The organism is Paenibacillus sp. FSL H7-0918 (genome assembly GCF_038007025.1).
Lineage (GTDB): Bacteria > Bacillota > Bacilli > Paenibacillales > Paenibacillaceae > Paenibacillus_AQ > Paenibacillus_AQ odorifer.
Window position 1 is genome coordinate 651746 of sequence record NZ_JBBOWJ010000003.1, and the last position, 26387, is coordinate 678132.

Consider the following 26387-nt stretch of genomic DNA (forward strand, 5'->3'; position numbering starts at 1 on the left):
AATTAAATTCCAAAAACCACGTCAGAGTTTCCTCTAACGTGGTTTTTTTGGATGATAAGCTATTTTTTTGAATAAACAATTTTCTTAATACTATCCCTAGATAGGCAATATTCATCTGAAAGCTGGTCAACCGTTGCACCCACAGCAAACCTTAGACAGATTTCGATGTTTCTAGATCTTAAGTATTTTCTGCTCCCTGACTTTTCGCCCCATTTTACATGTGATTTTTCAGGCTTAGGGATATAAACCATACCCCCGTTGATATATTTCTGAATTTCCTCTAATAATTCTTTTGGGAAAATCGTATCTGCATTTACATATTTCATAATCGCTCTGCTCCTTAAACTTTTTATGAGTTTGAAGGTAGCAAAGTCTATTCTTTAAACAACCCATGCACACTGCACTAGCGGTAAAATCAATTTTTCGCTCTATACAAACAACCGCCGTTGTTTATAAGTCTAGACTTTGCATAGAGCTGATCGCTAATCTTCTCACGATTGTACACCCTCCTTTTTAATGTGAAATTACTTGTTCCAAAATACGCTCTGCTGTTTTTTCTCCATTCGCAATACAATCTGGAATGCCTACACCATAATAGGAGCATCCAGCAAGGATAACATTAGGATACCTGTCTGTCATCTTCTTCTCTAAGGATACTACAATTTGATGATGAAGTTTATGGTAGTTTGGCATTACATCATGCCATTTGGTCACATCGTAGGTAGCTGGCTGTCCTGTTATCCCGAGACTGGTCTGTATATCTTTCAAAGCCACCTTCAATAGTTCCTCTTCAGATAGCTTGATCAACGAAACATAATGAGGGTTTGAGCTTTTATAAAAGAGTCTGACAAGCAGACGCTGTTGTCCTGACGTATGCTCCCACTTGCGACTTGTCCACGTACACGCATTACATAGAACATCATCGCTGTTGGCAGTGATGAACCCTGTGCCATTCGCAGGCAGCTGACTGTCGGGGATATCAAATCCTAAATATACACTAATCATAGAACTATTATATAACTGATTGAAATCTTCATTTAGTTTTTCGTCTTGAAGTAGCGCTTGTGCAGTAGAATGCATCGTTCCAAGTACGACAACATCGGAGTCTATGATTCGTCCATCTGCCAAAGTTACCTGGTACTGCTCTCCACGCTTCTCAATTCTTTCGGCACGAATCCCTTTGATGATCTCCGAATTAGAAAGATGTTCTTCCATAGAGTCGATCAAGGCAGATACACCTCCCTTGAATGACATGAACTTCTTATCACCATTCCCTTGAAATTTGGCTTTATTTGCGGATAAGCCTTGAATAATACTGCCATATTCATTCTTATAATCAATCAAATAAGGCAGCGTTGAGGCAATTGTAAGTTCGCTTAGCTTCCCGGAATATACACCTGAAAGAACCGGTGAAATTTGCTTCTCGACAAGTTCTTTTCCAAAGAATGCTTCTAGAAAATCACCCACGGAATCGTTTTTCGTAAACTTATTATTGGGAGTGTAGAAATCTTTGAGTGCTTCAACCTTTCCTTCAGCTGAGATCAGTTCTGTTGTAGCAAGCGACTCCATACTGAGCGGAATGCCAAAGACTGCATCTTTAGGAATTTGCTTCAGTTTACCTTCTGTATAAATAAAGGATATTCCTGTCGCGTTATATACAACCTCATTTTGAATACCCAACTCTTCAATCAGAGGTGCAACATTCGTTTTGCGAGTGACAATAGAATCTGCCCCAGACTCCATAATGAAGTCTTCTTGTTTTAGTGTTCTGATTTTGCCGCCCAGTCTATCGCTGGCTTCAACCAAAATGATTTTTACATCTAGCTTGTTATGCTCTATAGATTTCTGTAAATAGTAAGCGGTAGACAATCCAGTAATTCCCCCGCCAATCACGACAACTGTTCTCAATTCGTTGACACCTACCTCGTGGTTATAATCTGTTCAATTCAATTGTGTACATTATATCATAGGAATTTATAAGAATTTACATACCAACGTGTCAGATATGACACAAAAAAGCCGCGTTAAACGCGGCAATGATGGGCTAATAGTTATATATTTTCCTGTTTCAATGCATCGATAATGTTCTCTTTTTTCACTTTTGAGCTTGAATATAACATAGCTGCGCTAACGATGATAAACACTGCCAATATGACACACAAGATACTCATCCACGGAAGTGTGAATCCATAAGAGAAGCTGCTCATCATTGATCTATAGATCAAGTACATAATAACTATACTAATCGGAAGCCCATATAGTAGTGACTTTATTCCATAAAAAACACTTTCGTAATTAATCATTTTATTAAAACCATTTGGCGTCATGCCCACAGACTTCAGCATCGCAAACTCTCTTTTACGAAGAGATATGCTAGTTGATATCGTATTAAAAATATTCGCAATTGATATTAAAGTAATCAAAGCAATAAAACCATAGGTGAAAATAGACATTAACATGATCATCTGCTCACTATTTTGTCTATTTTGATACACATTTTGAACATAGATATTCCGCTCTTTCATTTCCTCTATGGCTTGTTGTGTCGCTAATGGGTTTGTGCTGTTCAAGTTAAGCCGGCTTTGAATATCTTTGCTCATCGCATCATTTGTTAGTTTATCGAAGACTTGTTTAGAGACGATGATGTTTATTCCACCAACCATTGCTGAATGTACTCCCATTGGACGTTTATCAGTTAGAGCGACAATTTTTACTGGTGATAAATTCGTCTCTTTTTTGGTATCCCAATCCGTATAAATAAGCTCAAGCTTTTGGCCGACTTCAGAGTGAAAAGCTTTGGTCTCAACAATTTTTTTAGCTTTCTCATCCTCAAAGGTAACCGTATCATTCACAATAGCAGTCATCTGATCAAGCTTCGTTAGTTGTTCATAATTTATACCGACCGTTTCTGCATAGGTTTTCAAACTCTGTTCATTTAGTGCATAGATCTGAATATAGTAAGGATATTTCCCGTTCTTTAGAACACTCTTATCCGCCTGCACAATCTCTTGCAATTCTTTTGCCATATTTTTCTCATCAATCCATGAACTCACACTGAGTTCCTTAGTCACATTATATTCCGTTATATTAGGTAATTTGGATATCGAGTTCGTCAACCGGTCCACTTTTTGAGCGTCCTCAGTCCCCATATATACTTGGATATCATAGTTCAAACCATCCTGTGAGAGTTCTACCGATCTTCTCATATTAGAAGTGAACGCTGATACAGATAAAAATAAAACAATACTAATGACAAGTGAGAACACGGTTGCTTGGTACCTGCGTTTATTTCTCTTTAAATTCTTCAAACCAATTTCTGCTTCAATACCAAACAATCTGCGCACGAACTTGGATGTTTTCACCGCTTTACCTGAGAGCTTAACATCGGTTGTTTGTCTGATCGCATCAATTGCCGAGATCTTTGAAGCCTTTCTGGCTGGAAGATAGGTGGATATAAAAATTGTCAGTATTGAAACTAAACCAGCGGTTAGTAGAGACAGAGGTGTAACAATCAACATTAATCTCTCAGTTATCCCTAATACATCTTTAATCATCGAATTGATAAACATAAAAGTGATCCCGATGCCTGCTATACCGCAAATGATCCCAATTGGAATACTAATTAAACCGATAATCATTCCTTCAAAAAACACTGAATTCTGCTTTTGCCACTTTGTAGCCCCTACACTGGAGAGCATCCCTAAATGACGTGCACGCTCCGAGACAGAGATTGCAAAAGCATTATAGATTAAAGAAACGGAACCAATGATAATCACAACCATAATAATTACTGACAATAAAAGAAGTGTGTTACGTAAGCCATCGTTATTCGTCACACCATAATAGCGGAGCAGACTATTATTATAAGAGATCGACTCGATCTTATTTTCTTTTGCCAATTCCTCTGCATGCTTATATATGGAGCTGTCCACCTTTTTTAATACAACCGTCGCTGTGGTTTTTTCAGCTGCTCCAATCATGCTTTCATCCACATAACTTATGGCAGTATAACCCGGAGACCATGTTGGTTCCCAAGTAGGACGTTTTATCACTCCCACAATCGTATAGTTCATTGATTTTTTATGAATAATCTTTTCAAGCAGGGTATCCTCTTCAGTCCGTAATCGTTCATTCTGAGATAGGGGTTGGCCACTATTTTCATCATCGCTAGTGACACGTTCACCCACATCAAGCGTTAAAGTTTCACCAATCTTGTAAGAGACTTTTGCATTCTTTGCAATCTCCTCAGAAATGACTACTTCGTGGTTTGTCTTCGGGAGTCTACCTTCCAGCAGTTCAATCGGGAATTGTTTAAAACCAGCTGCATTATATTCCTTGATATACCAATAGGGTTTATTCTCATTCTTCCCACCCTCTAAAGGGGCGTAGCCACGATCGTTGGAGATCACTAGGGCTTTTGTCGCATCATCTGTTTCTATCGCTTTGAGCTGAGCTTTAGTAACATTTCTATATTGGACATGCCATTCTCCATTTGTAGAGATACTTTGCTTCTTCATTAATTCCATAAAAGAAAAACCTAACGTCGCCACAGCCGTTACCATAGCTACTGAAATGATAACTCCAATGATAGTTACCAATGTTCTTCGCTTATTCTGTTTCAAATGTCTTATAGTTAATTTGTTTACGATATTCACGGACGAATCACCTCATCTTTAGCGATCCTTCCATCTTCAATAGTAATAACCCGATCTGCTTGCAAGGCAATACGTTCATCGTGAGTAATCACAATCAGTGTTTGATTATACGTTTTATTAAACATTTTTAATAATTCAATAATTTCACTGCTATTCTTGCTGTCAAGATTACCAGTTGGCTCATCTGCCAGCATAATTGCAGGGTTACTAATTAATGCTCTGCCTATGGATACCCGCTGCTGCTGTCCGCCTGATAGCTGATTCGGCAGATGGTTTAAACGATTTTCCAAATTTAACGCCTTCACGGTATCTGCAAATTGCTTCTTATCCACTTTATGCTGATCGAGCAGCAACGGAAGTGTGATATTCTCTTCAACCGTCAGCACCGGTATGAGATTATAGAACTGATAAATAAGACCAATTTGTCTGCGTCTAAAGATCGCCAGCTGTGTTTCATTCAAATCATAAATATCCGTGTTATCTACAAATACTTTACCACTTGTCGGTCTATCCACCCCACCTAATAAATGCAGAATCGTTGATTTTCCTGAGCCGGATGGTCCAATAATCGCTACGAATTCACCTTTTTTAATTGAAAAAGATACATCATCCAGAGCCTTTACTGCGGTCTCGCCTTTACCATATGTTTTAGACAGATGTTCAATCTTTAAAATATCCATTGTTAGACCCCCATTTGTTGATGAGATCAGTATATCTGTCTACAATGACTCTTCAGTGACTCTTAAGTGACATTCTAGTCACTAAGCCATAAGTGTTAAATCACTTGCTTGTAAAATTTGATCCGAAATTGTGTCCCCTTTCCTACTTCACTCACCACATCAATCGTGCCGTTTTGTTCAGTGATAATACTTTGCGCCAAGGCAAGTCCGATTCCAACGCTGTCTTCGTTTGCATTTGTACCCTTGTAGAATCGTTTGAAAATATAGGGGATCTCTGCCTTAGGAATTCCTTTGCCATTATCAGTAATGACAATTTCCGTGAACAGCGTGTTTTCTGCAAAAGAAATCGTAATCTCTCCCCCAGCAGGTGTATGCTCTACACAGTTTTTCAGAATATTAATCATCGCCTCAGTTGTCCAATTGTAATCGCCTATGAATGAGGTAGCGTCTTCACCTTCGATTAGGATCCGTTGCTCCTTTATATCCATTGGAATCAGTATGGGCTCCATAGATTTCTGAACAAGCTTCTTTACTTTTATTGAATCTTTTTTAAATTGAATGGTTCCGGCATCGATCTTTGAGAACTTTAATAATGAAGAAACCAGCCAGCCAATCCGATCGAGCTGAAGGCTGATTTTCCGCGTAAATTCTATTCTTTTCTCAACGTCCAGATCAGGATCGCTTAATAAATCTGCCATCACGGTCATGGAGGTAAGTGGTGTTTTGAGCTGATGGGAGATGTCGGAGATCGCATTGGTAAGCTTTATTTTATCCTCTTGCAAAAGCAAACGCTGCTCCGATAACATCAACGTCACCTTATAAATATCATTTTTCAGGATACTAAGCTCGCCTTCCTGATTATCACGAACATCGAGCGAATAATTACCGCTGCTAATTTGACGTAGATACCCTGAAAGCTTCTCAATTTCGCGGTATCTCCAGCGGGTAAATAATAAACAACAACCTATAAGCAGAACTGAAGTTACCGCCGTGATCCCCATCGCTGCTGATGAAATAAATGCCGTTCCTATAATCGCCAGAAGGCTGATCGTAGTCATCGTTAGTAATAACCATCTAAATTCTCTGTTTCGTAACATCTAATCACCAACCTTATACCCTAAACCGCGTACTGTTTTGATCAGTGTGGGTTCTTGCGGGTTATCCTCTAACTTTTCCCTTAAGCGTTTAATATACACAGACAATGTATTATCATTTACAAATTCTCCGGCGACATCCCAAATCCGCTCTAACAGCTGATTTCTGGAAAGGACTTGTCCCACATGATTAGCAAATATCAGAAGCAGACGATATTCTAATGCTGTTAGCAGAACTTCATCGCCGTTCTTATAAACTTTTCCTTCAAGCGTATTAATCCGTATATTCTCTAGTTCAAAATTAGATGGAGTTTGAGCCTGCTTGTTATATCTCCTTAACACCGATTTAATGCGTGATAACAGCTCGCGAATCCGAAATGGCTTAGTTATGTAATCGTCTGCTCCCATATCAAGTCCCATCACTACATTAACTTCGTCATCAATCGCAGTTAAAAAGATGACCGGAATATCGCTCCGCTCCTTCACGATCTTACACAGATCATATCCGCTGCCATCCGGTAGAGAGAGATCAAAAATGCAAAGTGTTACTTCAGATAACCGCTCCGCCAACACCCTCCTAGCAGAGGTTGCATCATAACATAAAATAGTTTCAAAATGATCCTGCTGCAAGGAATATTCAAGTCCTGAAGCAATCGTTCTATCGTCCTCTACGAGCAATATTCTCATCAATGTTCATCCTAACCTAATAATTTGCGAAACCGTCATATTGAAAAAGCACTACACTTATATTGATGAATTTGCTGAAATCCTAAACGGAGCGCTAGCTTTCGGGAAGCTTCATTATCTAATGAACAGTCCCAGTAAGGTGTAAAACCATTTGTAAGTATATCCTCCGCTACTAAGGCCGCTAAATGAGTCCCCACTCCTCTATTCTGATACTTGGAGAGAGTTTCAATTCCGATAGCATGAGTATCCTCCGTAACGAAACTAGAATAACACACACCCATAATCTCAGTTCCATCAACAGCAGCATATCCATAGCCTTTTGCCCTAAAGTCTTCTTTCGATGACCAGAATAAATCAATATTGTCATGTACAAATTCTATATTCTTTAGATCTAAGTCCTCCCATTCCAGCATTTTAAGATTTATAATTCTAATCGCATTATTAAGGGACTCAACGGGCTTGTGGAATAACTTGAACACCATTTGTTCAAAAGGATATAGCTTCCTAGAAGGAAACATCAATGCCAGATTCCATTCATTGTGTTGACCTGAGACTTCAAAATACTCCAGCCCAAGCTTTTTCATCCTCGGTACAATCTGACTGGATACATAACTATCTAAGCTTTTAATAAATAACTCATTGGTGTGATCGCCTATAATATAAAATCCTTGCATCCCCTTACTCCATACCAACGCGCTTTTTGGTGTTACAAGTTGATCTACAAAAATCCAACCCGGATTATTTCCCTCGATAATGGAGAGAATTTCAGGATGAAAAGGAGCACCTGTAAGTAACGGTTTCACTTCATTAAAATCCTGTTGAGATAATTCATGCATATGAACACTCCTCGCCAACAATTTATCTAAATCACTGATCAATACTTAAAAAGATTAAATCCCCTTTGTATATTCTATAAGATAATTCAGCAGATTGCTTATTATAAAATCCGATCCGGGTATCCTAAATAAAAAAGAATTGGACCCAATGCTTGACGCACAGGCCCAATCCTTTATTTGAAGTATCCTTAATGATCGAAATCAGCTTGCATTATTGACCTATCATACCACCATCGACTGTATATAGAGAACCCGTTACGAATGAAGCCTCATCCGACAGAAGGAAGTTCATCACAGCGGCAACCTCTTGCGGTTCTCCGTAGCGTCCCATAGGTGTTGCAGCTTCGTTAGCTGCCTTGTATTCTTCTGCGCTTCCAAAATTATTTTCAATTTTACGCATCATTTGTGTATTGATCGTTCCTGGGAGTACCGCATTTACACGAATACCAAGTGGTGCAAGCTCATTTGCAGCTACGCGAGTCAGACCAATTACAGCATGCTTAGACATAATGTAAGGGGCCATACCTGGTGCACCCATGAGTCCTGCCAGAGAAGAAGTGTTCAGAATAGCACCTGATTTTTGTTTTTTCATCACAGGAATTACATAATGTAGTCCAAGAAATACACCACGTACATTGACGTTATATACAAGATCAAGTGCTTTAACGTTAAGCTCTTCGATTTGACCTGCTGGACCTTCAATTCCGGCATTGTTTGCAAAATAATCAATGGTTCCAAATTTTTCTACCGCTTTATTAACATAATTCTGAACGTCTTCTTCATTAGAGACATCCGCAGCTACAGCTAAAGAGTTAGTTTCATTTAAGCCTAAATCTTGGATGACATTTTTTATCGCTTCTTCATTCAGATCGACAAGTACAAGATTCAGTTTACGATCAGACAATCGACGGGCAAGCTCTTTACCGATTCCACCTGCAGCTCCAGTAATTACAGCAGTTTTTACATATGATTCACTCATTGTATGTTCGCATCCTTTGTTATGAATTGGCTATATATTATAGTCTTAGGAGATGGGATAACCTATCTCTATTACTAGAGTACACCCCATTAGTTAACCTGTTCAATAATCAGAATTTTAAGTAATGTCGCCTAACCAACATACTTGCTCTACGTGTTTACTTATGTCTAAATCTTGAACATTAGCTGATCTTTTGTTACTTTTAAAGTAAGAACTATAAATGAACGATAAAAAGATCATAGCTGGAGGTAGTTTTTTTGATACAGGAAGAACATGAAGACAGAAGAACCAGAAGAACACGCCAAGCTCTGAAATCTGCATTCGTTGAGCTAATATTGGAAAATAGCTATGATTCAGTTACGATATTGGACGTGACTAATCGAGCGGATTACAATCGAGGGACTTTTTATAAACATTTTGAGAGTAAAGAGGCTTTGCTTAAGGAAATACATGATGAATTTCTACAGGGTATAGGAGAGGCGCTATTAGACCCTTATGAGGGATTGGAACGTATTGAGGCAACGGAGGTCTTCCCTTCCATTCTGCAGCTGTTCGAATATATTGAGGGGCATAAAGCGGAGTTTTTAGCCTTATCCGCAGTGGAACGAGGGAAAATGACTGTTGAACTGTTCGACCGTTTACGGGAATCCATGCGTGAGGATATGCGAATTGAGATAGAAGCTGATGCTGCTCCTGTGGATTATGAAATTATGTTGAGTTACCAAATGTCTGCTACAGTAGGTGTCATTATGCACTGGGCTGAAGTCAATTTCAAATATTCGGCGAGCTATATGGCAGAACAGTTAATTACACTGGTGAACAGCAAAATAGACCATATAGCTTTTATGAAAAAATCTAATGGGTAAGAAATGAATTGCAAGTGCCATATATAGGAACGAAATTTAAAAAACCAGCGCATTGAGAGATGATCTCAAATGCTCTGGTTTTTAGTAGCAGTGCTCTACTCAGCGAATATCTTTTACTCGAATATTGCTTCCTAACAGGCCCGAATCACTACTTAATCTGAATGACGGGTAATTCTCATCTGCTTCAAGTCGCATCTGTTCATCAAATAAAGATTCCTGTTGACGGTCCACAAAAAAAGTAAAGGGCTCTTTCTGAACTTCAATATCTGTAGCATGGGGTTCACTAATAATCTGAATTACGATCACGCCATTACAACCACAGCCCTCTGTATCGAAGAACAATTTAAAATAACCTGGTCGTTCACCAAGGTTTTCATTTAACTTTTCTGTAGTTAGAGAGTTCAATTGTATGAACATTGGATGATCTGCTCCTTATTTATAATTGAGTTACTACTTTCCCAAAGTATAGATTGATTTGCTTTCACTCTCGTGTGACTGCCATCACTTCTATTTTGACAAACATGAGTCTGAGGATAAATTAAGCCGACTTTTGAGTCTCCCGGGCACCCCCTAGCTTAAACACTAGAATACCGCCAACAATCACGAGTACTCCGACCAACTGCTTCCAGGTGAATGGAACCTTTTCAAGCCCTAACCAGCCGAGGGAATCCCACAATAAAGCAAACCCAAGCTGAGAGATTAATACGATCGAGATCGCATAGGTTGGCCCAAGACGTTTGGTGCCTTGCACGAGACAGATTACTACACCCACCCCGATCAATCCGCTGATCCAGTACCAAGGCTCCATATTTCGCAAAGTAAATATTCGGCCGCCTTCAAAGATAAGACTCATGATAAAGGAAGCCAGAAAACCCAACCCTAATACTAACGTCGTTGTGGCCCAAGATCCAACCTTTTGATTAACCTTCGTATTAAAAATATTTTGTAAACTAACGAATGAACCCGCGACAAGCGCTAATATTAACCCTAAAATCATAACGTAACTCCTCCAGTTGTTGATTGTATTCTCAGAATTTCAAAATCACTACTCCCGCAATCATCAACCCTATTCCAATAAACTGTGGGAGTCTCATTTGTCGTTTTTCCATCCCAAACCAGCCTTTAATATCAATTAAGAAGGTCAAGCATAGCTGTGCAATGAGCAATGTCGATATAGTAAAAGTAACGCCAATCTGTTGAATGGCAGTGACTTCACTGAAAATAACGACTGCGGCAAAAGATCCGCCAATTAGATATAATGGTTTTACTTCTTTTAATCCTTGCCATTTCCCATCTCTAACAAATAAAAGGATTAGTAACGACATGATAAATCCTGTTAACTGTGTAATTGTCGCAGCTTGCCAAGTCCCAATATCTTGACTAATTCGAGCATTAGATACTCCTTGCAGAGTGATACAAGCCCCCGCTAAAAACGCAAATATAATTCCTCTCATTTCTCTCTCTCCTCAACTTCGATCTCTTACATATTAAAAAGCAATTCAGGCCTTTAAAAAAGGACATCTGTCCCAAAGCAAAATAAACGATGTTGTTGCCCCTATAAGCCTTTCGTATATTTTCAAAAAAAAGACCGCCTCAAGCCATCTCTTAGGCTTAAAACGGGCTTTCAGAACTTTAAATTGTGGATTAGGAAAGTAATTTATGCTCATGCAATTGATCGAAAATGATCTGTGTAACGACTGAAACACGATTTCGATCCTTATAAGATAACCAGGATAACTCTTCAATTTCCGACGCAGGACTAAGTGTACCTTCAAAATCCGCGATATAACATGTCATTTTAACTATGACGCCTTCAGCTTTACCGTGAGCTTCCGCTTCAAAGGTTCCAAAATAGGAGATGGTTTCTGGTTTAATACGAACAGAGATCTCTTCCTCGATTTCGCGCACGAGCGTCTCCTCGTCTGTTTCTCCAGCTTCTCTTTTTCCTCCAGGCAAATAATAGGTATCTTTCCCTTTGGAACGCACACACAAAACTTGTCCATTCTGAATATGAATCCATGCAATTTTATCAATGATTGTAGTCATACAGTTCTCCCCATATTTTTTTCTAATAATTATATCATACAGCCAAGACCATCTATTTATACAACGTCTATATTTGATTTTTGTATGTGCAGCTTAGGTCAACCACATATTTCGTTATGAACAGCTCTGCAAATAGAATTGGTGGGCTCAGCAGGTTAGTGATAAAATATAAAAGTGAGTTTCTTTTGTCTTTTACATAGAGTAGCTTTACAACGTAGAGAAAGTCAGGCAGATAGCATCTCTCCTTAAGTGTATATTTTTCACTGAAAACTCTTTCCTTTTCAAACGTGGAATCTGATTATAACGTTAATTGTTTATAATTGGAAGAAGTACTTTCAAGCTCACCAAATTATAGGAGTGTGAATTCATGAAACTTCAATTCAACTTATTCCCAGGCGGATTATCAAAGGCGCTCACTATGAGCTATGATGACGGCCAGAAACACGATATCCGCTTGGCTGGTATTTTTGATCAATATGGAATCAAAGGAACCTTCCATTTAAATAGTGCAATGATCAATGCACCTGGGTTCTTATCGCCCGCTGATGTTAAGCATTCGCTCAGGAATCATGAAGTGTCCGCCCATTCCGTTACTCACCCACATCTAGAGCGTCTTCCTTTACCGATGGTAATTGAAGAGCTGTTCGAAGACCGTAAACGATTGGAAAAGCTGGTGGATTATCCAGTGCGAGGCATGTCCTACCCCTACGGTACATACTCTCAGGAGATAATTGCACCACTTCAGTCCGTTGGAATTGAATACAGCCGCACTGTTCACTCTACCAAACAGTTTGATATGCCTCTTAATTTCATGGAATGGCATCCAACCTGCCACCATATTGAAGATCTGCATCAGGTTTGGGAGCGATTCACAATGGAAGGACCCTCCCAGAAACTAAGACTCTGTTATGTTTGGGGCCATAGCTATGAGTTCGCACAGCAGAACAATTGGGAGTTAATCGAAACTTTTTGCCAACAAGCAGGTGGACATTCAGATATTTGGTACGCTACTAATATTGAGATTTATGATTATGTCACTGCCCTGTATTCACTGAAATTAAGTGCCGACAAAACGATTATCCGCAACAATTCTGCCATAGATGTTTGGGTATCTATAAATGATCAACCCGTTCAGATTAAGGGTGGAAGTATGATGACAACGAAATAATCATAAATACATAAAAAAGAGCGATGTTCAACATCGCTCCTTTTTTCTACTAATTATATTGATGTGATTCCGAATTATTTCGCTTGAAGTGTATATGTCACTGTTTTTGCTTTTTCTTCAAGGATTGGCGTATAGGTGAATGTCAGTACATTCCCCTTACGGCTTTTCATCCCTAACATTCTGCTCAGAATGTATTGATCTCTGCCATCATTTACTTTATCCCATTCTTTACGATCCTCACTAGTAATCAGTTGTTCACTGAGATTGACGATTTCTCCTGTACTGCTGTAGACAATATATAATTGAGTTGTATCTAATAAGCGAACGAGTGCCACATCCTCCGCGGCGTACTCCACTATGAAATCACCGGTTGCCCCGGTTAATTTCTCCATCTCAAACAACTTGCCCAAACCGCCATCCTTAGTAATATACTGAACGTTCTTCCCATCGGTCATATACACCTGAGTGGAAGGCACTTGAGGCGCGTGTGGATAAGCCGGAATCATATATTGATAATCCATTTGCTTAATTATTGTACCTGCTTGAACTAGTACCTGATAGCTGCTGTTGAAATCATAAAACATTGCATAATGATTGTCCGTTAATTGAAGTAAGTCCGTGCCATTTCCAAGTTTTTTAATCTCAAATCCATGATTGTAAGCTGACTCCTTAAGGGGTAGTTGGCCAATAATTACTGGTTTCCCAGCTGCCGTAGCCCGGTAATATAAATTTGCGTTTTTTTGAGATATCCAATAGGATCTACCTTCTACAGAAGCAGCAACAAATCTAGGTTCATCTACGATTTGGATAACCCCATCCGTTTTATTAAACGCGGTTTTACCCCCAAGTACACTGACTGCAGAGACCAAGGGCATGTACAACGAACCTTTTATGATACGCGGAGATTTTGTTAATGCCATCGCTGCCCCGTTCACTTTTGACGTTGCAGCACCCGCGGTGAAGATGACTTCACGCTCTGGACGTACCAGCTTGGCCATTTTGGACTTTTGATCCCACGATAACGTATAACCCATAGCATCTGCAAGTGATTTCAAGGGTACAAAAGTTGTATTCTCCGCGATCACTTGTTTACTGCTGATTCCAATTTCTTTATAGTTGAATTGAATTTGCTTGTCTGCTTGCGCAGATACCGCTCCATACCCAGTACTTAAAATCAAAACTGCAAAGATCCCTAGTGTTACCTTCCATTTATTCATTTCTATCCGTCTCCTTCGACCTTATAATCATATGTAATTAGACGGAAGATAATGGAAAAAGTTTCTTCTCACCCTCTAGCAAACTCATAAAATGCCAAAGCATCCTCCCAAGTTGGGAATCCTGCTTGCGCCAGTTTATCGCTGCCCCCGCCTTTACCATTATAGCTGCCTAGATGAGCTTTGAAAAAAGCTCCACAGGAAATCTCCGTGCTCCCGTTCTGCGCAAACACAACCTTATTCTCCGCAGAAGTAGCTAATAATACAGGAAGATCACATTTCGAAGTCAGCTTATTAGCTAAGCTCTGTAGATCTTTTAGCGATTTATCTTCAAATACTTGTGCGATCATCTTTCCCGCTTGCTCATTTAAAAGCTCTTGCACAACATAGTCGTCATTTTTTTCTTTAAGCAGGTAAATTTCAGCTTGCAGCAGCTTTTGTTCATTTTCCCATTTTTCAATTCGATCAATAATCTCATCTTTGCCTGTGTTGAATTTGGAAGACAGTGTTCCAAGGATTTGCTGACTAGTATTAAATTCCTCTAAAGCACGATATCCACATTTAAAATAAATCCGCGTGTTCGCTTTTATTTTCTCAGCTTTTAAAAGCTTAATCATTCCAATTTCACCCGTTGAGGACACATGTGTCCCCCCACAAGCGTTGTATTCAACATCTTTGATCTCAACAATCCGGATGTTCTCTGTCACTTTTGGCTGTTTAACCAATTTAAGCTGTGCAGCCTCTTCCCCTGTTACGAAATAACTGAGAATATTGTGATTTAAGTAAATCTGCCGATTAACTTCTCTCTCTATGGAGTACAGTTGATCAGCAGACAGTTCTGAAACTTCTATATCAATAGTGCAATAGTCCTCACCTAAATGAAAGCTTAAGGTCATAAAGTTATGTTTTTCTAGACAAACCGCTGAGAGCAAATGCTGGCCACTATGCTGCTGCATATGGTCAAATCTTCTATTCCAATCAATCTGACAAGTTACCGATTCCTCATTAGGTAAACGTTCCAGCTTATGCAGTACAAGCTCTTCCTCACTGATTACATCAAGCACAGGAATTCCCTGAATAGATCCAAGATCACAGGGTTGTCCACCACCATGCGGATAAAAAGCCGTCTCCTCCAAAAGAACATAAAGCCCATCTTCTCGTTCTATGGTTTCAGTCACACGGGTTGGCCAATCAGTCTGGTATGTAGAATTGTAGTATAGTTTGTTGGTCATAAATGGTTTCCTCTCTTTTTTACGTTATCGACATATTAAGTTTATAGTATCATAACGGATAGTTTGAATCTTATTATTTCAAAATAACCAGCTCCACGCAAAAACTGCGTAGAACTGGTATTAGGGTAATTAACAAGAACAAGTAGCATCTTTTAAATTTCTAATGGCAATTGCATTTAGTCGAAGCGCTTCTACTATTGAGTCTCTTACTGCTAACAATTCAAATCTTTCACGACTGCCAATAGGCAACCTGCAAAGAATGGCTTCAATTCTTTTAAGACTTTCTTTCAGAACCACTCTTTGCTTACGCAATGCGTTCAAAGCTCTTTGAATTTTTCTCTTCTCTGCAGCAGTCATAAACTACCACCTCTTTTCGATTGTGATAGTATATGAGATGCTTATTCCCCCTTATTTGCTTGTACAATCCGGAAACCAAATAACTATATTTACTCTTTTTTGCTAGCTTCCATGATAGGAACGGACCAGTCTACATTAGCATACATTCGATTGTTTATCGTGCGCACTAATTGAAGCTGCTCGGGAATTTGTGTAAGGCCATCGGCACGGAATTGGAAATATTTCTTTTGATTATTTGACTGAGACTCGATAAATTCAATATAACCATCTTTCCATCCTACCCCTTTAGTAGTAAAAGCTCCTTGTTCAGTGAGTTTGTACTCCTTGCCATCTAGTGTCTTAAATATCCATTCACTATTTAAAAACTCATTTCTCAATCTTCCTCTAAAATGTAATACACCTTCCTTCGCTGATACATTGTTATCGGGAGATGACTCCACTGTAAAATCATTTAACATCAGTTCATCCCCGTCAAATGCAAAGGGAATCGGCTGTTCTTTCAACTTGGCAGGCTCAAATTGCACACTAGAACCATCCTTCTCTGGGATGAAATATCCATCCAATACGAAAGTATAAGGCGTATCCTGAGGTAAATATTTAAACGTATAGCTCCAGTGCATAAGTCCCTTTGTTGCCCCGGGAAGGTTAGAGTAGGACATCACGCTATTCTTATTAGGAAACTTTCTAGCATTAACACTGTGAATCTCTTCGCCTGCTGTATCCTCAAAATGGAATTTCAAGCCCTGTTGCTTCCATAGTTCGCCAGGAGAACGGGTCAATGCCTCTTCACTCAATTGCGTATCAAACTCAAAACGAACACCTTGCACCATATGAGTTAATTTTTTCAAGGTCACAGTTAAACCGTCCGGGGAGGTGTAGCTACCCGTTAGTGGCATGGAGGTTGTTTGTTTATTCGCTTCTGTCATATCCATAGAAAAATTGAAATTCCAATCGCCTTTAAGAGTAGGGATGTTCTTGCGTTCACTTCCCAATTCAGTAATATGACCTTCGACCGTAATTCGATCAGTTTGCAGAGGTTCAGTGAAATTAGCGATCAAATAGTAAAAGTCACTGGTAAATCCTATATCGTATAACTCCCCAACAACCTTCCCTTGATCATCCTTAATCGCAATACTGTTCCCATCATTAAGGGCCAACCGCTTTTTATCATGCTTTCCATCTGGTCCAAACAACTGTAACGCAACAATTACCCGTGTAGGATCTGCCACTGCTTCATCTATTTTGATTGTGTAGCCCTTATCCTTCACCTTAATATTAGGATGCTCTACCAACCCAAATTCTTGTGCTCGTAGAAGGCCAATGTCCATGTTGTTTTTTACAAAAAGAGAACGTAAAGTCTCTGCCAGTGTAGGAACGGAATATAAGATCACGGCACTTAGCACAACCAGTAACAACGCCGCACCCATAAATAATCTCAGCAACTTATTGCGCTTCGGATGCTTGCGATTCCTTTGTGTTGGAGTAAATTCCTCAAGCTCTACTTGTTCCAAAGAAGCCATTACTTGAGCAGTAAATGAATCTGGTAAGCGCTCTTCATACATAGCCTGCGACCATTCAGCTTGTTCCTCAAGCTCTGCTTCGTAGATCATATTACAATGCGTACAAGTTGCCATATGTTCAGCTACGGCTTGATCTCGTAAGATAGATTTGCTTAAAATATATTCTTCGATCTCATAGGAATTTAAGCACCTCATCGGTCTTCACCTCCTGGAGTGTAATTAGCTGCTTCAAACGCTGTTTAGCCCGGTATAAATCATTTTGAATCTTGCTTAATGGAACATCTAGAACCATACACATTTCTTCATAGCTTAAATCATTGGTATAACGAAGCAGTAAAGCCGTACGATAATTAGACGGGAGCTTCTGCATCAGGTGAAGCAGCTCTGTGCGATGCTCCGATCGCATTAATTCTTCTTCTGGATTATCCGAAAGAGAATGTTCGGCATTGTCGTCCGGCAAACTCGCTGTCGGTCGGTCTTTTTTCCACAAATCCTTCAGTAAATTAGTCGCGATAGCATATAGCCACGCCGCAAAATTCTTATCCAAATCATGTGAGGCCAGCTTACGGTAAGCTTTAATAAACGTCTCCTGCGTTATGTCTTGTGCATCTTGATGATTGGCTCCCATTCCTCGCAAAAGCCCATAAATTTTATTCTTATATCGATTTACAAGATACGAATAGTCTTCTTTATGTCCATCGAGAACATTTTGGATCCATAGCCTCTCATCCTCTTTTTCAACTTTCGGTACATGTCCCTTCACCTTGAAGCCTCCTTGAAGCACGATACTATATAGACGATCCCTATTAAAAAAACTCTCACTTTATACAAAAAAAAGTAGATCTTCAAATAAAACGAAGACCTACTGTGTAATCTACCGATTACGTTTTAGAACAAAATACAACAATTGATCCATTTCTAAAGCCATAGAATCACTGAAGCGCTAAAGAAACCACTTTACTCCAATAAATTAACTCTTCATCCCTGCCATATGCCCCGATACATTGAAATCCTAATGGCATGTTATTTATAGAGGCAGCTGGAATACTCACCGCAGGCGCTCCAGCATATGACCAAATGGCCGTCATTCCGGTCCATCCGGTTCGTGAACCCCACAGCGGAGCTGTTCCTGCCTGAGCCGGCGAAACCCACAAATCAATCCCCTGTGACTTCTGCACATCTAATAGATCATTTCTGAGCTTGATTTGTCCGCTACGATATCCTTCCAGTTCTTCCTCAGTGATGGTTCGTCCAGATAAAATAGCCTGCCGTACGGTATCCTCATAAAGATCTTTATAAATATCAAATAGTGAATGATGGACTTGCGCCATTTCTCCGTGAACAAACCGCACCATGGCATCTCCGTAGATAAAGCTATCTTCCCACGGCATCGCAACTGTTTTTATGCTGAACCCTGCTTCCTCAAGCTTCTTAAGCTGCTTCTGAAAGGTTATCTTGGTGTCATCCTCCAATAATGTCATGTATACACCTTCGGGTATCCCTAGCACAGGTTTACGAGCTTCATTAAATGGTTTCCATTCTGTTACTAGCTCCGCGGCGAGAAAGTCCATACCCTCCATATCCTGAGTGAAAAATCCAAACGTATCAAAAGATGGCGACATCAATTGGACACCATCTATAGGGATACGCGCATAACTAGGTTTAAAGCCGACCACTCCGCAAAATGAAGCAGGTGCCATAACAGAACGCAAGGTTTGTGTACCTATCGCAAATGGACAGATACCCGCGGCAACCGCAGCAGCAGAGCCTGCACTAGAGCCGCCAGGCGTATGATCCAGCTGATGAGGATTGCGGGTTGTGATAGGTCCGGCATAAGCAAATTCCTCCGTCACTGTTTTGCCGGTGAACCAAACCCCTTTTTGCCGAAGCTTTTGAATAAAACTGCCCTCAGACTTCGTCAAAGCTTGTGGGGGAAGGTTCGACCCTGCACGGGTAGGCAACCCGTCTAAGTGAATTAAGTCTTTGATTCCAACAGGTATTCCATATAGCGATGGGTTAGGAAATTCCGAATACTTCTCTCTTACCCTAGCCACTTCATTTTTTATTCTATCTGCTCGGTTCTCCTCTGGCACAAAAGCACGCACGTGTGGTTCTACTTTATTGTAAAGATTTAAATACTGCGTAAGATATCTATCCATGGTCACATCTGAGGTCTTATTGCCCTGAGCAAACTGAGCTAACGAAGATTTATTAATGTACATGTCTGATTGGAGCCCTCCTTAATATTCACTTAAACCAGGAAGCCATTTGAAGACGATTGTATTAATTTGGAACAGCTTCATGTTACTAGGTAACCTTATCTATGGCTATACTTTAGTTCTCTATTTCTATTTTCATCCACAATATTGATTACACGATCCACCCACCCTTGATAAAATTGCTCCTCATGAGAAACTAGAATCACTGTACCTTTAAATTGGATTAAAGCATTCTGTAAAGCATCTTTTGTTTCGGCATCTAAGTGATTAGTGGGCTCATCTAAGATTAAGAAATTACATGCTGTAAGTAATAAAAGACATAGCTTAACTTTGGATTGTTCGCCACCGCTGAGTGTACGGATAGGCTGTGTAACGTGACTATCTTTTACAACACATAATGATAAATGACGACGTATTTCCTTAATAGTCAATTTTGGATAAAACGATGCGACGATTTCAATGGGTGTCATGCTATCGTTTTCCCAAATTAAATCTTGCTCGTAGTAACCAATAGAGACTTGTTCGGCAAAGCGGAATGCTCCGGCAACACAGGGGATCTGACCAACTAATGTTTTCAGCAATGTTGATTTTCCGATGCCGTTAAAGCCTGCTATGACTATCTTTTGTCCTCCTCGAATGGAAAATGTAAATTTTGGCAGCAGCGGCTTATCGTAACCAACCACAAGATGGTCTACTCTAAGCGCAACTTGTGCAGTAACAGGAAGCTCTTGAAAACGGATAGATGCTTTAGTGACAAACGTCGGTGCAGCGATTCTCTCCATACGATCCAGCTGCTTCTGACGGCCACGGGCAATTCTAGAATTAACACCAGCACCATTTTTCCGGATATATTGCTCAGTGGCTTCAATTTTTTTCTGCTGTGCATGGTACTGCCGGATATGGCTTTCGCGAATATGCTCCTTCTGTCTCAAAAAATCAGCATATTTGCCATGATATTTTTTAATCTTTTCCCCTTCAATATCGCAAATGCTTGTTGATATTTTATCGAGAAAAGTGTACTTATGAGAGACCACAATGAAGGCTTGATCGAACGCTATCAGATATTCAGCAAGCCAGTTGATATGCTTGGTGTCGAGATAATTGGTGGGCTCGTCGAGCAATAACACATCAGGTTGTTCAAGCAACAGCTTTGCCAATATAACTTTGGTTCGCTGCCCCCCACTAAGCTGATCAATAGGACGGTCCATCCCCATTGCATTTAATCCTAGCCCCGTAACCACTTTACTAATATTGCTCTCGATAGAATAATAGTCGAGCGCCTCAAGTCGTTCCTGAAGGTCTGCTGCCTTCTGCAAAAGCACTTCATTGCCAGAAACAGCACATTCCGCATAAAGTGCATTCATCTTTTCTTCCATTTCGTATAATTCAGTGAACGCTCTCCTTAAATAACTTTGAACGGTACTTGACCCATCAATAACCGCGTATTGATCAAGATGACCTATTTTGATATTGGGCTGCCATTTAATCGTTCCACCATCAGGAATCACCTCGCCCGTCAGTATACCAATCAATGTGCTTTTCCCTGTTCCATTCTGACCCACTACACCTACATGCTCCCCTTTGTAGACTTCCAAAAAAACCTGTTTATACAGCACTTTATCTCCAAAAGCATGTGATACATTAGAAATCTCAAGTAAACTCATTTACTTTCCTCTTTTCTATAATTGTTTTTAAGCACAAAAAAAGCAGAAGACACCGCGCCCTTGGGCGCAAGCCTTCTGCTTATTAGTGCACGAATAGACGGCACAAATAGATAATTGTCAGTTTGGAAACTGAACATTATAAACACAAAAGGCTGTAGACGAAAATTGTCTACAGCCCCTTAATCATTAACATCGGAAGATGGCGTAATCAAATAAGCATGAATAATCACACTAAAATGACCTAGCTATCTTTCGATGATATAAAAAGCGATTCGCTTTTTGATTAAGCTCCGGACAACGTTTCATCGTTTGTATCCGATTGTTCGGAGCAGCTTCTGGTATATAATTTTTCAGTTTCCACATGAATCATGTTGAACCATCCCTTCGTTTGGCTACATTTTAAATCGTGTATCCGCACTTGTCAACCACCATCCGAGAGGTGCTGTTATTTTTTGCGGGCGCGTTTGACCGTACCGATCCTAGTCCCTTGAGGAATAGTAATGAACTGGCTCTTCGATACACCAATAAGCTGTGAAGTATAAATACTACTATGTCCGGAGAATAAATAACTCACCACACAAGCGATAAACATGTATATGGCTCCTTCCGAACCAAACAGCTCGATCCCCATTAAGAAGCAAGCGATAGGCGTGCTAGTAGCTCCACAGAAGACAGCAATAAAACCGAGGGCAGCTAAAAAGGGTCCATACACATGTAATATTCCAGCCAAGACATTTCCTAGTGTGGCACCAATCGTAAATAACGGAGTAACCTCACCACCCTGAAATCCTGTTCCTAAGGTAAAGGCGGTAAAGATCAGCTTCCATAAAAAAGCGAACGGCGAGACATCTCCCTCAAAAGAATCCTTGATTAATGGAATTCCGAGGCCTAAGTAATCACGAGACCCTACAAGGAATACTAAGGCAATGATAATTAATCCACCTACCGCACCTTTTATCATTGGATTGCTTATCCTGGCGGTGAAGATTCTTTTTAGAAAATGAGTCAGTTCACTGAAAAGCATACTCACGAGACCAAAAATTACAGAGGCCAATACCACTTTTAGAATAATCATTAAACTTAAAGCTGGAAATTCATTCACTACATAGTGTGTATGATGAACACCCCACAATCGAGTGGTGACCAGATCACCAACAAAGCTAGCCACAAAACATGGAAGTAATGCCTGTTGGCTAATAAGTCCAATGGTTACTACCTCTAGACCAAATAAGGTTCCAGCCAGCGGTGTTCCGAAAATAGAACCAAAGCCTGCACTGATCCCGCACATTAACAGTATCTTACGATCCAGAGGACTGATTTTAATCAGCTTTCCGAACCATTCCGCAAGGCCTCCGCCCATTTGAACAGCTGTCCCTTCACGCCCAGCGGATCCACCGAATAAGTGGGTTACTAATGTTCCGAACAACACCAATGGAGCCATTCGCAAAGGTATGGTTTCTTGTCCGTCCTGAATTTGTTCTAGAATGAGGTTATTGCCTTTAGAACTGTTCTTGCCATATCGCATATATAAGAAACTAACAAGTACTCCCCCAAGAGGCAACAAATAAAGTAGCCACGGATGCTCTAAACGTACATCTGTAACGTAATCCAAGCTTTTCAGAAAAAAAGCAGAGGCGGTGCCGGATAAAATGCCAACCACACTACCAAGCACAATCCATTTGATAAATGTACTCCAAAGTGCAAAATAACTTCGCTTCTTAGTGATTTCAAACCATCGGGTAGACCATGGATTCATCTCGACAGCTCCTAAGGACAAAATAAATTAGTCTCAACAATAAAACAGACTCCTACCAGGGAAGCTCACACTGGTAGGAGTCATTAGTCTCAGAGAGACAGTTACGGCGAACTCCATCGCCCTTTATAAAACTTAAATTATTCTTCTTCTGAATCTACGTTATGATACACTTGTTGAACATCTTCCAGGTCTTCCAAAGCATCAATCAATTTCTCGAATTGAGCTTGAGCATCTTCTGGGAGTGCCACATAGTTTTGTGGAAGCATGTTTAACTCAGCAACAGTAAATTCAGTGATGCCTGCATTCTTGAATACTTCTTGTACTGCATTGAACTGATCAGGTTCTGCATAAACAATAACTGCATCATCCTCTTCCAGCACATCGCGTACATCAAGTTCTGCATCAAACATCATTTCAATTACTTCATCAGCAGTTTTACCTTCCACACCTATAACGGCCGTAGAGTCAAACATGTAAGCTACTGATCCGCTGACACCCATATTTCCGCCATTCTTACTGAAGGTTGAACGGATCAATGGAGCTGTCCGATTAACGTTATTTGTGAGCGCATCAACGATGATCATTGAACCGCTAGGTCCAAATCCTTCATAACGAAGCTCTTCATAATTTTCTTCAGCGCTACCTTTAGCCTTATCAAGCGCACGGTCAATGATCGCTTTTGGTACATTGTAAGTTTTTGCACGTTCTAATACAACTTTCAGGGCCCGGTTCGCTTCTGGATCGGGTTCACCCTTCTTTGCTGCTACATAAATTTCAACACCAAACTTTGCATAAACACGACTTGTGTTTGCGTCTTTGGAAGCTTTCTTTTCTTTAATATTATTCCACTTACGACCCATATTGTTCCCGCTCTCTTTCAACATGAATTAAAAACAATTGTTACTTATTATACCCTTCTTCGATAGCTCTAGTAAAGTGCAGTAGTAGGTTAATCCTCTAAGCTGTCACAATACAGATAGAAAAAGCCCCTGATTCAATCAGGAGCCTGCTAATTTTTTATAGATTACTGCCAAATTTCATCTGCAATCTCTTTAATAAACTGCAGTTTATCCCATTGCTGTTGATCTGTCAGATGGTTTCCTTCTTCCGTAGAGGCAAAACCACATTGTGGGCTCAGGCACAACTGATTGATATCCACATATTGCGAAGCTTCTTTAATCCGTCCAATAATTTCTTCTTTATTCTCAAGCTCACCTGACTTCGAACTGAACAAACCTAAAACTACTTGTTGATCTTTAATAAATCTAAGGGGTGCAAAGTCTCCGGCCCGATCCGTATCGAACTCCAGATAGAAACCATCTACATCCACCGTTCCAAATAACACTTCTGCGATAGGCTCGTATCCGCCGGATGCTGCCCAAGTGGACGCGTAGTTCCCACGGCATACATGCATCGTGATAACCATATCTGCTGGGTGATCTTTAATCGCTTCGTTATTTACAAATGCGTATAACTTAGCGATTTCGTTAACATCTACACCCTCTTTTTGACGTGCTTCCCAATATCCTTTATCACAGAGCATACCCCATGTGCAGTCGTCCAATTGCAGATTACGGCAACCTGCCTCATAGAAATCACGAATAACTTCACGATAAGCTGCAGCAATATCAGCCACAAGTTCATCCTGCTTGTCGTAAACAGCTACAGTAGTCTTTTGATTGCGCTGAAGTTCAGCAAGGAACTGAGCTGGCGAAGGAATCGTTTGGCGCGCTACTACATCATTTCCCGCTACGCTAACCAATTGTCTGTAGTCAGCGATCATTGGATGGTTAGTCCCACGGATTTTACCGGATAATTCTGCAGTTTCCGCTCTGGTCTCTACACCATTAAACAGGTAGCCCACTGGGCTGACTTTCTTTGTTACCCCTTCAAGGCCCCACATAAAATCTAAATGCCACCAGGAGCGGCGGAACTCTCCATCCGTTACACCTTTTAATCCAACCGCTTTTTGTTTTTTCACAACTCTGGCAATCTCTGTATCTTCTACCTTGCGCAATTCATCAGCGGAGATTTCATTATTTTGATATTGGACACGAGCTCTCTTAATCGTTTCCGGACGTAAGAAGCTGCCAACGATATCTACTCTGAATGGCACTTCAGTTCTTTGTTTTCCTTTTTGGATGGTACTCATAGGGGTTCGGCCTCCTTCATTGTCTGTGCTTTTCTGTTGAATTCACTATAGCACTGTACAATCAGGACAGGGTAACTCCTAAAAACTATGGCCTACCATAAGCTTACGCTATAGCAGGCCACCAAATTAGCTTATTTAATTATAACCAGACCTCTCGGGCGGTTTCGATCACAAGGCGTATTTTATCCCACTGCTCTTCTTCAGTTAGAATATTTCCTTCCTCCGTAGAAGCAAATCCACACTGAGGGCTGAGGCACAGCTTTTCAATATCTACATATTGTGCGGCTTCTTCGATTCTTGCCTTAAGCTGCTCTTTACTCTCCAGACCCCCATGTTTGGTCGTTACTAATCCCAACACTACAAATTGGTCTTTAATAAATCGTAAGGGCTCGAAATCGCCAGCTCGTTCATTATCATATTCCAAGAAAAAGGCATCAACTTTGGTATTGGAAAAAAGCACCTCGGCAACAGGCTCATAACCGCCAGCAGCGAACCAAGTGGAGCGAAAATTACCTCGGCAAACGTGCAGCGCGATGGTCATATCATGCGGACGATTCGCAATACTCTCATTGATCAGCCTAACGTAATCCTTTGCTAACTGATCGGGATCTGTACCTCTACTGCGTAAATGGGCGCGATGTCGGCCACTGCTCAGCGTTCCCCAAGTTGTGTCGTCTAACTGAAGATAACGGCAGCCTGCATCGTAAAAGGCTTGAATCGCAGTTTGGTAAACCGCGATGATATCTTGAAATAGAGTTTCCTTATCAGGGTAAACTTCATTTCCATTAAACTCCTCCACAAAGTGAAATAGGGCAGGTGATGGAATCGTCATTTTGGGTATCCGGTCTCCCGCCATTTCCTTCAGCTTTATAAATTGCTGTAGCATGGGATGATCTTCAAAGGAAATCCGGTCAACAATTCGGAATGATTCTGCACGCTGAACCGTTTCCGCTCTTCCATTCCCTTGATTTAAGTTAATCTTTTCAGTTCCTTTAATTCCGACAAAGAAATCAAGATGCCACCAGGAACGGCGAAACTCACCATCTGTTACTGCTAATAATCCTACTTCCTTTTCTAATTCCAGTAGTTTAGCAATCTCAATATTCTCTATTTCATAAAGCTCACTACCTGTAATTTCACCATTCTCATATTGGAGGCGGGCTGCTTTAATCTCTTCCGTACGCAAGAAGCTGCCGACGATATCATAGCGAAAGGGTGGAGCATTTCTCTGGGTGCCAGTTACGGGTCTAATCATACCGATC

The 26387-nt window shown here is 40.4% G+C and carries 25 protein-coding genes and 1 riboswitch; of the genes, 2 read left to right on the forward strand and 23 right to left on the reverse strand.

Annotated elements, in window-relative coordinates; all coding sequences use genetic code 11:
• Positions 1-59: 59 nt before the first annotated feature.
• The 8 genes from MHI15_RS22670 to MHI15_RS22705 all read right to left on the reverse strand — a co-directional run bounded on the left by MHI15_RS22670 (position 60) and on the right by MHI15_RS22705 (position 8931).
• On the reverse strand, positions 60-326 hold the full coding sequence (locus MHI15_RS22670) for a CD3324 family protein (protein ID WP_341164914.1): 267 nt from the start codon (positions 324-326) through the stop codon (positions 60-62).
• Between the two features lie 187 nt (positions 327-513).
• Positions 514-1908, reverse strand: a complete 1395-nt coding sequence (locus MHI15_RS22675) for a protoporphyrinogen oxidase (RefSeq protein ID WP_341164915.1) — start codon at positions 1906-1908, stop codon at positions 514-516.
• Between the two features lie 143 nt (positions 1909-2051).
• Positions 2052-4655: an ABC transporter permease gene (locus tag MHI15_RS22680; protein ID WP_341164916.1), complete on the reverse strand. Its 2604-nt coding sequence runs from the start codon at positions 4653-4655 to the stop codon at positions 2052-2054.
• Positions 4652-5335, reverse strand: coding sequence for an ABC transporter ATP-binding protein (locus MHI15_RS22685; protein WP_076125806.1), 684 nt, complete (start codon positions 5333-5335; stop codon positions 4652-4654). Before MHI15_RS22685 ends, MHI15_RS22680 begins: the two co-directional genes overlap by 4 nt.
• A gap of 95 nt (positions 5336-5430) precedes the next feature.
• On the reverse strand, positions 5431-6432 hold the full coding sequence (locus MHI15_RS22690) for a sensor histidine kinase (protein ID WP_076125808.1): 1002 nt from the start codon (positions 6430-6432) through the stop codon (positions 5431-5433).
• A complete protein-coding gene (locus MHI15_RS22695; protein WP_076125811.1) occupies positions 6433-7116 on the reverse strand; it encodes a response regulator transcription factor in 684 nt (227 codons plus the stop codon). It lies immediately after the preceding gene.
• 35 nt (positions 7117-7151) lie between these two features.
• Positions 7152-7952 carry a GNAT family N-acetyltransferase gene (locus MHI15_RS22700; protein ID WP_341164917.1) on the reverse strand — a complete coding sequence of 267 codons (801 nt, stop codon included), beginning with the start codon at positions 7950-7952 and terminating at the stop codon, positions 7152-7154.
• Positions 7953-8163: 211 nt separating this feature from the next.
• A complete protein-coding gene (locus tag MHI15_RS22705) occupies positions 8164-8931 on the reverse strand; it encodes an SDR family NAD(P)-dependent oxidoreductase (protein ID WP_076125815.1) in 768 nt (255 codons plus the stop codon).
• 257 nt (positions 8932-9188) lie between these two features.
• On the opposite strand from MHI15_RS22705, the gene MHI15_RS22710 reads away from it, so the two are divergent.
• Positions 9189-9797, forward strand: coding sequence for a TetR/AcrR family transcriptional regulator (locus MHI15_RS22710; protein WP_076190423.1), 609 nt, complete (start codon positions 9189-9191; stop codon positions 9795-9797).
• A 99-nt stretch (positions 9798-9896) separates the two neighbouring features.
• Here the strand turns inward: MHI15_RS22710 and MHI15_RS22715 are convergent, their stop codons facing one another.
• From MHI15_RS22715 to MHI15_RS22730, 4 genes are all read right to left on the reverse strand, one after another.
• Complete coding sequence (locus tag MHI15_RS22715; protein WP_076125818.1) at positions 9897-10214, reverse strand: iron-sulfur cluster biosynthesis family protein; 318 nt, start codon at positions 10212-10214, stop codon at positions 9897-9899.
• Positions 10215-10335: 121 nt separating this feature from the next.
• Positions 10336-10794, reverse strand: a complete 459-nt coding sequence (locus MHI15_RS22720; RefSeq protein WP_076125820.1) for a DMT family transporter — start codon at positions 10792-10794, stop codon at positions 10336-10338.
• A gap of 31 nt (positions 10795-10825) precedes the next feature.
• Complete coding sequence (locus MHI15_RS22725; RefSeq protein WP_076190424.1) at positions 10826-11251, reverse strand: DMT family transporter; 426 nt, start codon at positions 11249-11251, stop codon at positions 10826-10828.
• Between the two features lie 190 nt (positions 11252-11441).
• On the reverse strand, positions 11442-11843 hold the full coding sequence (locus tag MHI15_RS22730) for an NUDIX hydrolase (protein ID WP_341164918.1): 402 nt from the start codon (positions 11841-11843) through the stop codon (positions 11442-11444).
• Between the two features lie 367 nt (positions 11844-12210).
• Between MHI15_RS22730 and MHI15_RS22735 the strand changes: the two genes are divergently transcribed.
• Positions 12211-13011: a polysaccharide deacetylase family protein gene (locus tag MHI15_RS22735; protein ID WP_076125834.1), complete on the forward strand. Its 801-nt coding sequence runs from the start codon at positions 12211-12213 to the stop codon at positions 13009-13011.
• Positions 13012-13085: 74 nt separating this feature from the next.
• On the opposite strand, the gene MHI15_RS22740 is transcribed toward MHI15_RS22735, so the two are convergent.
• The 11 genes from MHI15_RS22740 to MHI15_RS22790 all read right to left on the reverse strand — a co-directional run bounded on the left by MHI15_RS22740 (position 13086) and on the right by MHI15_RS22790 (position 26380).
• Positions 13086-14228: a copper amine oxidase N-terminal domain-containing protein gene (locus tag MHI15_RS22740; protein WP_076190425.1), complete on the reverse strand. Its 1143-nt coding sequence runs from the start codon at positions 14226-14228 to the stop codon at positions 13086-13088.
• Positions 14229-14296: 68 nt separating this feature from the next.
• Complete coding sequence (locus MHI15_RS22745) at positions 14297-15457, reverse strand: alanyl-tRNA editing protein (protein WP_076190426.1); 1161 nt, start codon at positions 15455-15457, stop codon at positions 14297-14299.
• 129 nt (positions 15458-15586) lie between these two features.
• Positions 15587-15814, reverse strand: a complete 228-nt coding sequence (locus MHI15_RS22750) for a hypothetical protein (RefSeq protein ID WP_076190427.1) — start codon at positions 15812-15814, stop codon at positions 15587-15589.
• Positions 15815-15903: 89 nt separating this feature from the next.
• Complete coding sequence (locus MHI15_RS22755) at positions 15904-17529, reverse strand: DUF4179 domain-containing protein (protein ID WP_076125839.1); 1626 nt, start codon at positions 17527-17529, stop codon at positions 15904-15906.
• Positions 17507-18097 (reverse strand): RNA polymerase sigma factor, encoded by a 591-nt coding sequence (locus MHI15_RS22760; protein WP_076125840.1) that lies wholly within the window; start codon positions 18095-18097, stop codon positions 17507-17509. The genes MHI15_RS22755 and MHI15_RS22760 overlap by 23 nt, the downstream gene beginning before the upstream one ends.
• Positions 18098-18266: 169 nt before the next feature.
• Positions 18267-19556 (reverse strand): amidase, encoded by a 1290-nt coding sequence (locus MHI15_RS22765; RefSeq protein WP_341164919.1) that lies wholly within the window; start codon positions 19554-19556, stop codon positions 18267-18269.
• 95 nt (positions 19557-19651) lie between these two features.
• Positions 19652-21217, reverse strand: coding sequence for an ABC-F family ATP-binding cassette domain-containing protein (locus MHI15_RS22770; protein ID WP_341164920.1), 1566 nt, complete (start codon positions 21215-21217; stop codon positions 19652-19654).
• A 445-nt stretch (positions 21218-21662) separates the two neighbouring features.
• On the reverse strand, positions 21663-22973 hold the full coding sequence (locus tag MHI15_RS22775; protein WP_341164921.1) for a voltage-gated chloride channel family protein: 1311 nt from the start codon (positions 22971-22973) through the stop codon (positions 21663-21665).
• A gap of 67 nt (positions 22974-23040) precedes the next feature.
• Positions 23041-23103, reverse strand: a riboswitch (Fluoride riboswitch).
• A gap of 7 nt (positions 23104-23110) precedes the next feature.
• Positions 23111-23833 carry a YebC/PmpR family DNA-binding transcriptional regulator gene (locus MHI15_RS22780; protein WP_036678376.1) on the reverse strand — a complete coding sequence of 241 codons (723 nt, stop codon included), beginning with the start codon at positions 23831-23833 and terminating at the stop codon, positions 23111-23113.
• Positions 23834-23997: 164 nt separating this feature from the next.
• On the reverse strand, positions 23998-25125 hold the full coding sequence (locus MHI15_RS22785; RefSeq protein ID WP_076146088.1) for a 5-methyltetrahydropteroyltriglutamate--homocysteine S-methyltransferase: 1128 nt from the start codon (positions 25123-25125) through the stop codon (positions 23998-24000).
• Positions 25126-25264: 139 nt separating this feature from the next.
• On the reverse strand, positions 25265-26380 hold the full coding sequence (locus MHI15_RS22790; RefSeq protein ID WP_339282087.1) for a 5-methyltetrahydropteroyltriglutamate--homocysteine S-methyltransferase: 1116 nt from the start codon (positions 26378-26380) through the stop codon (positions 25265-25267).
• Positions 26381-26387: the final 7 nt, after the last annotated feature.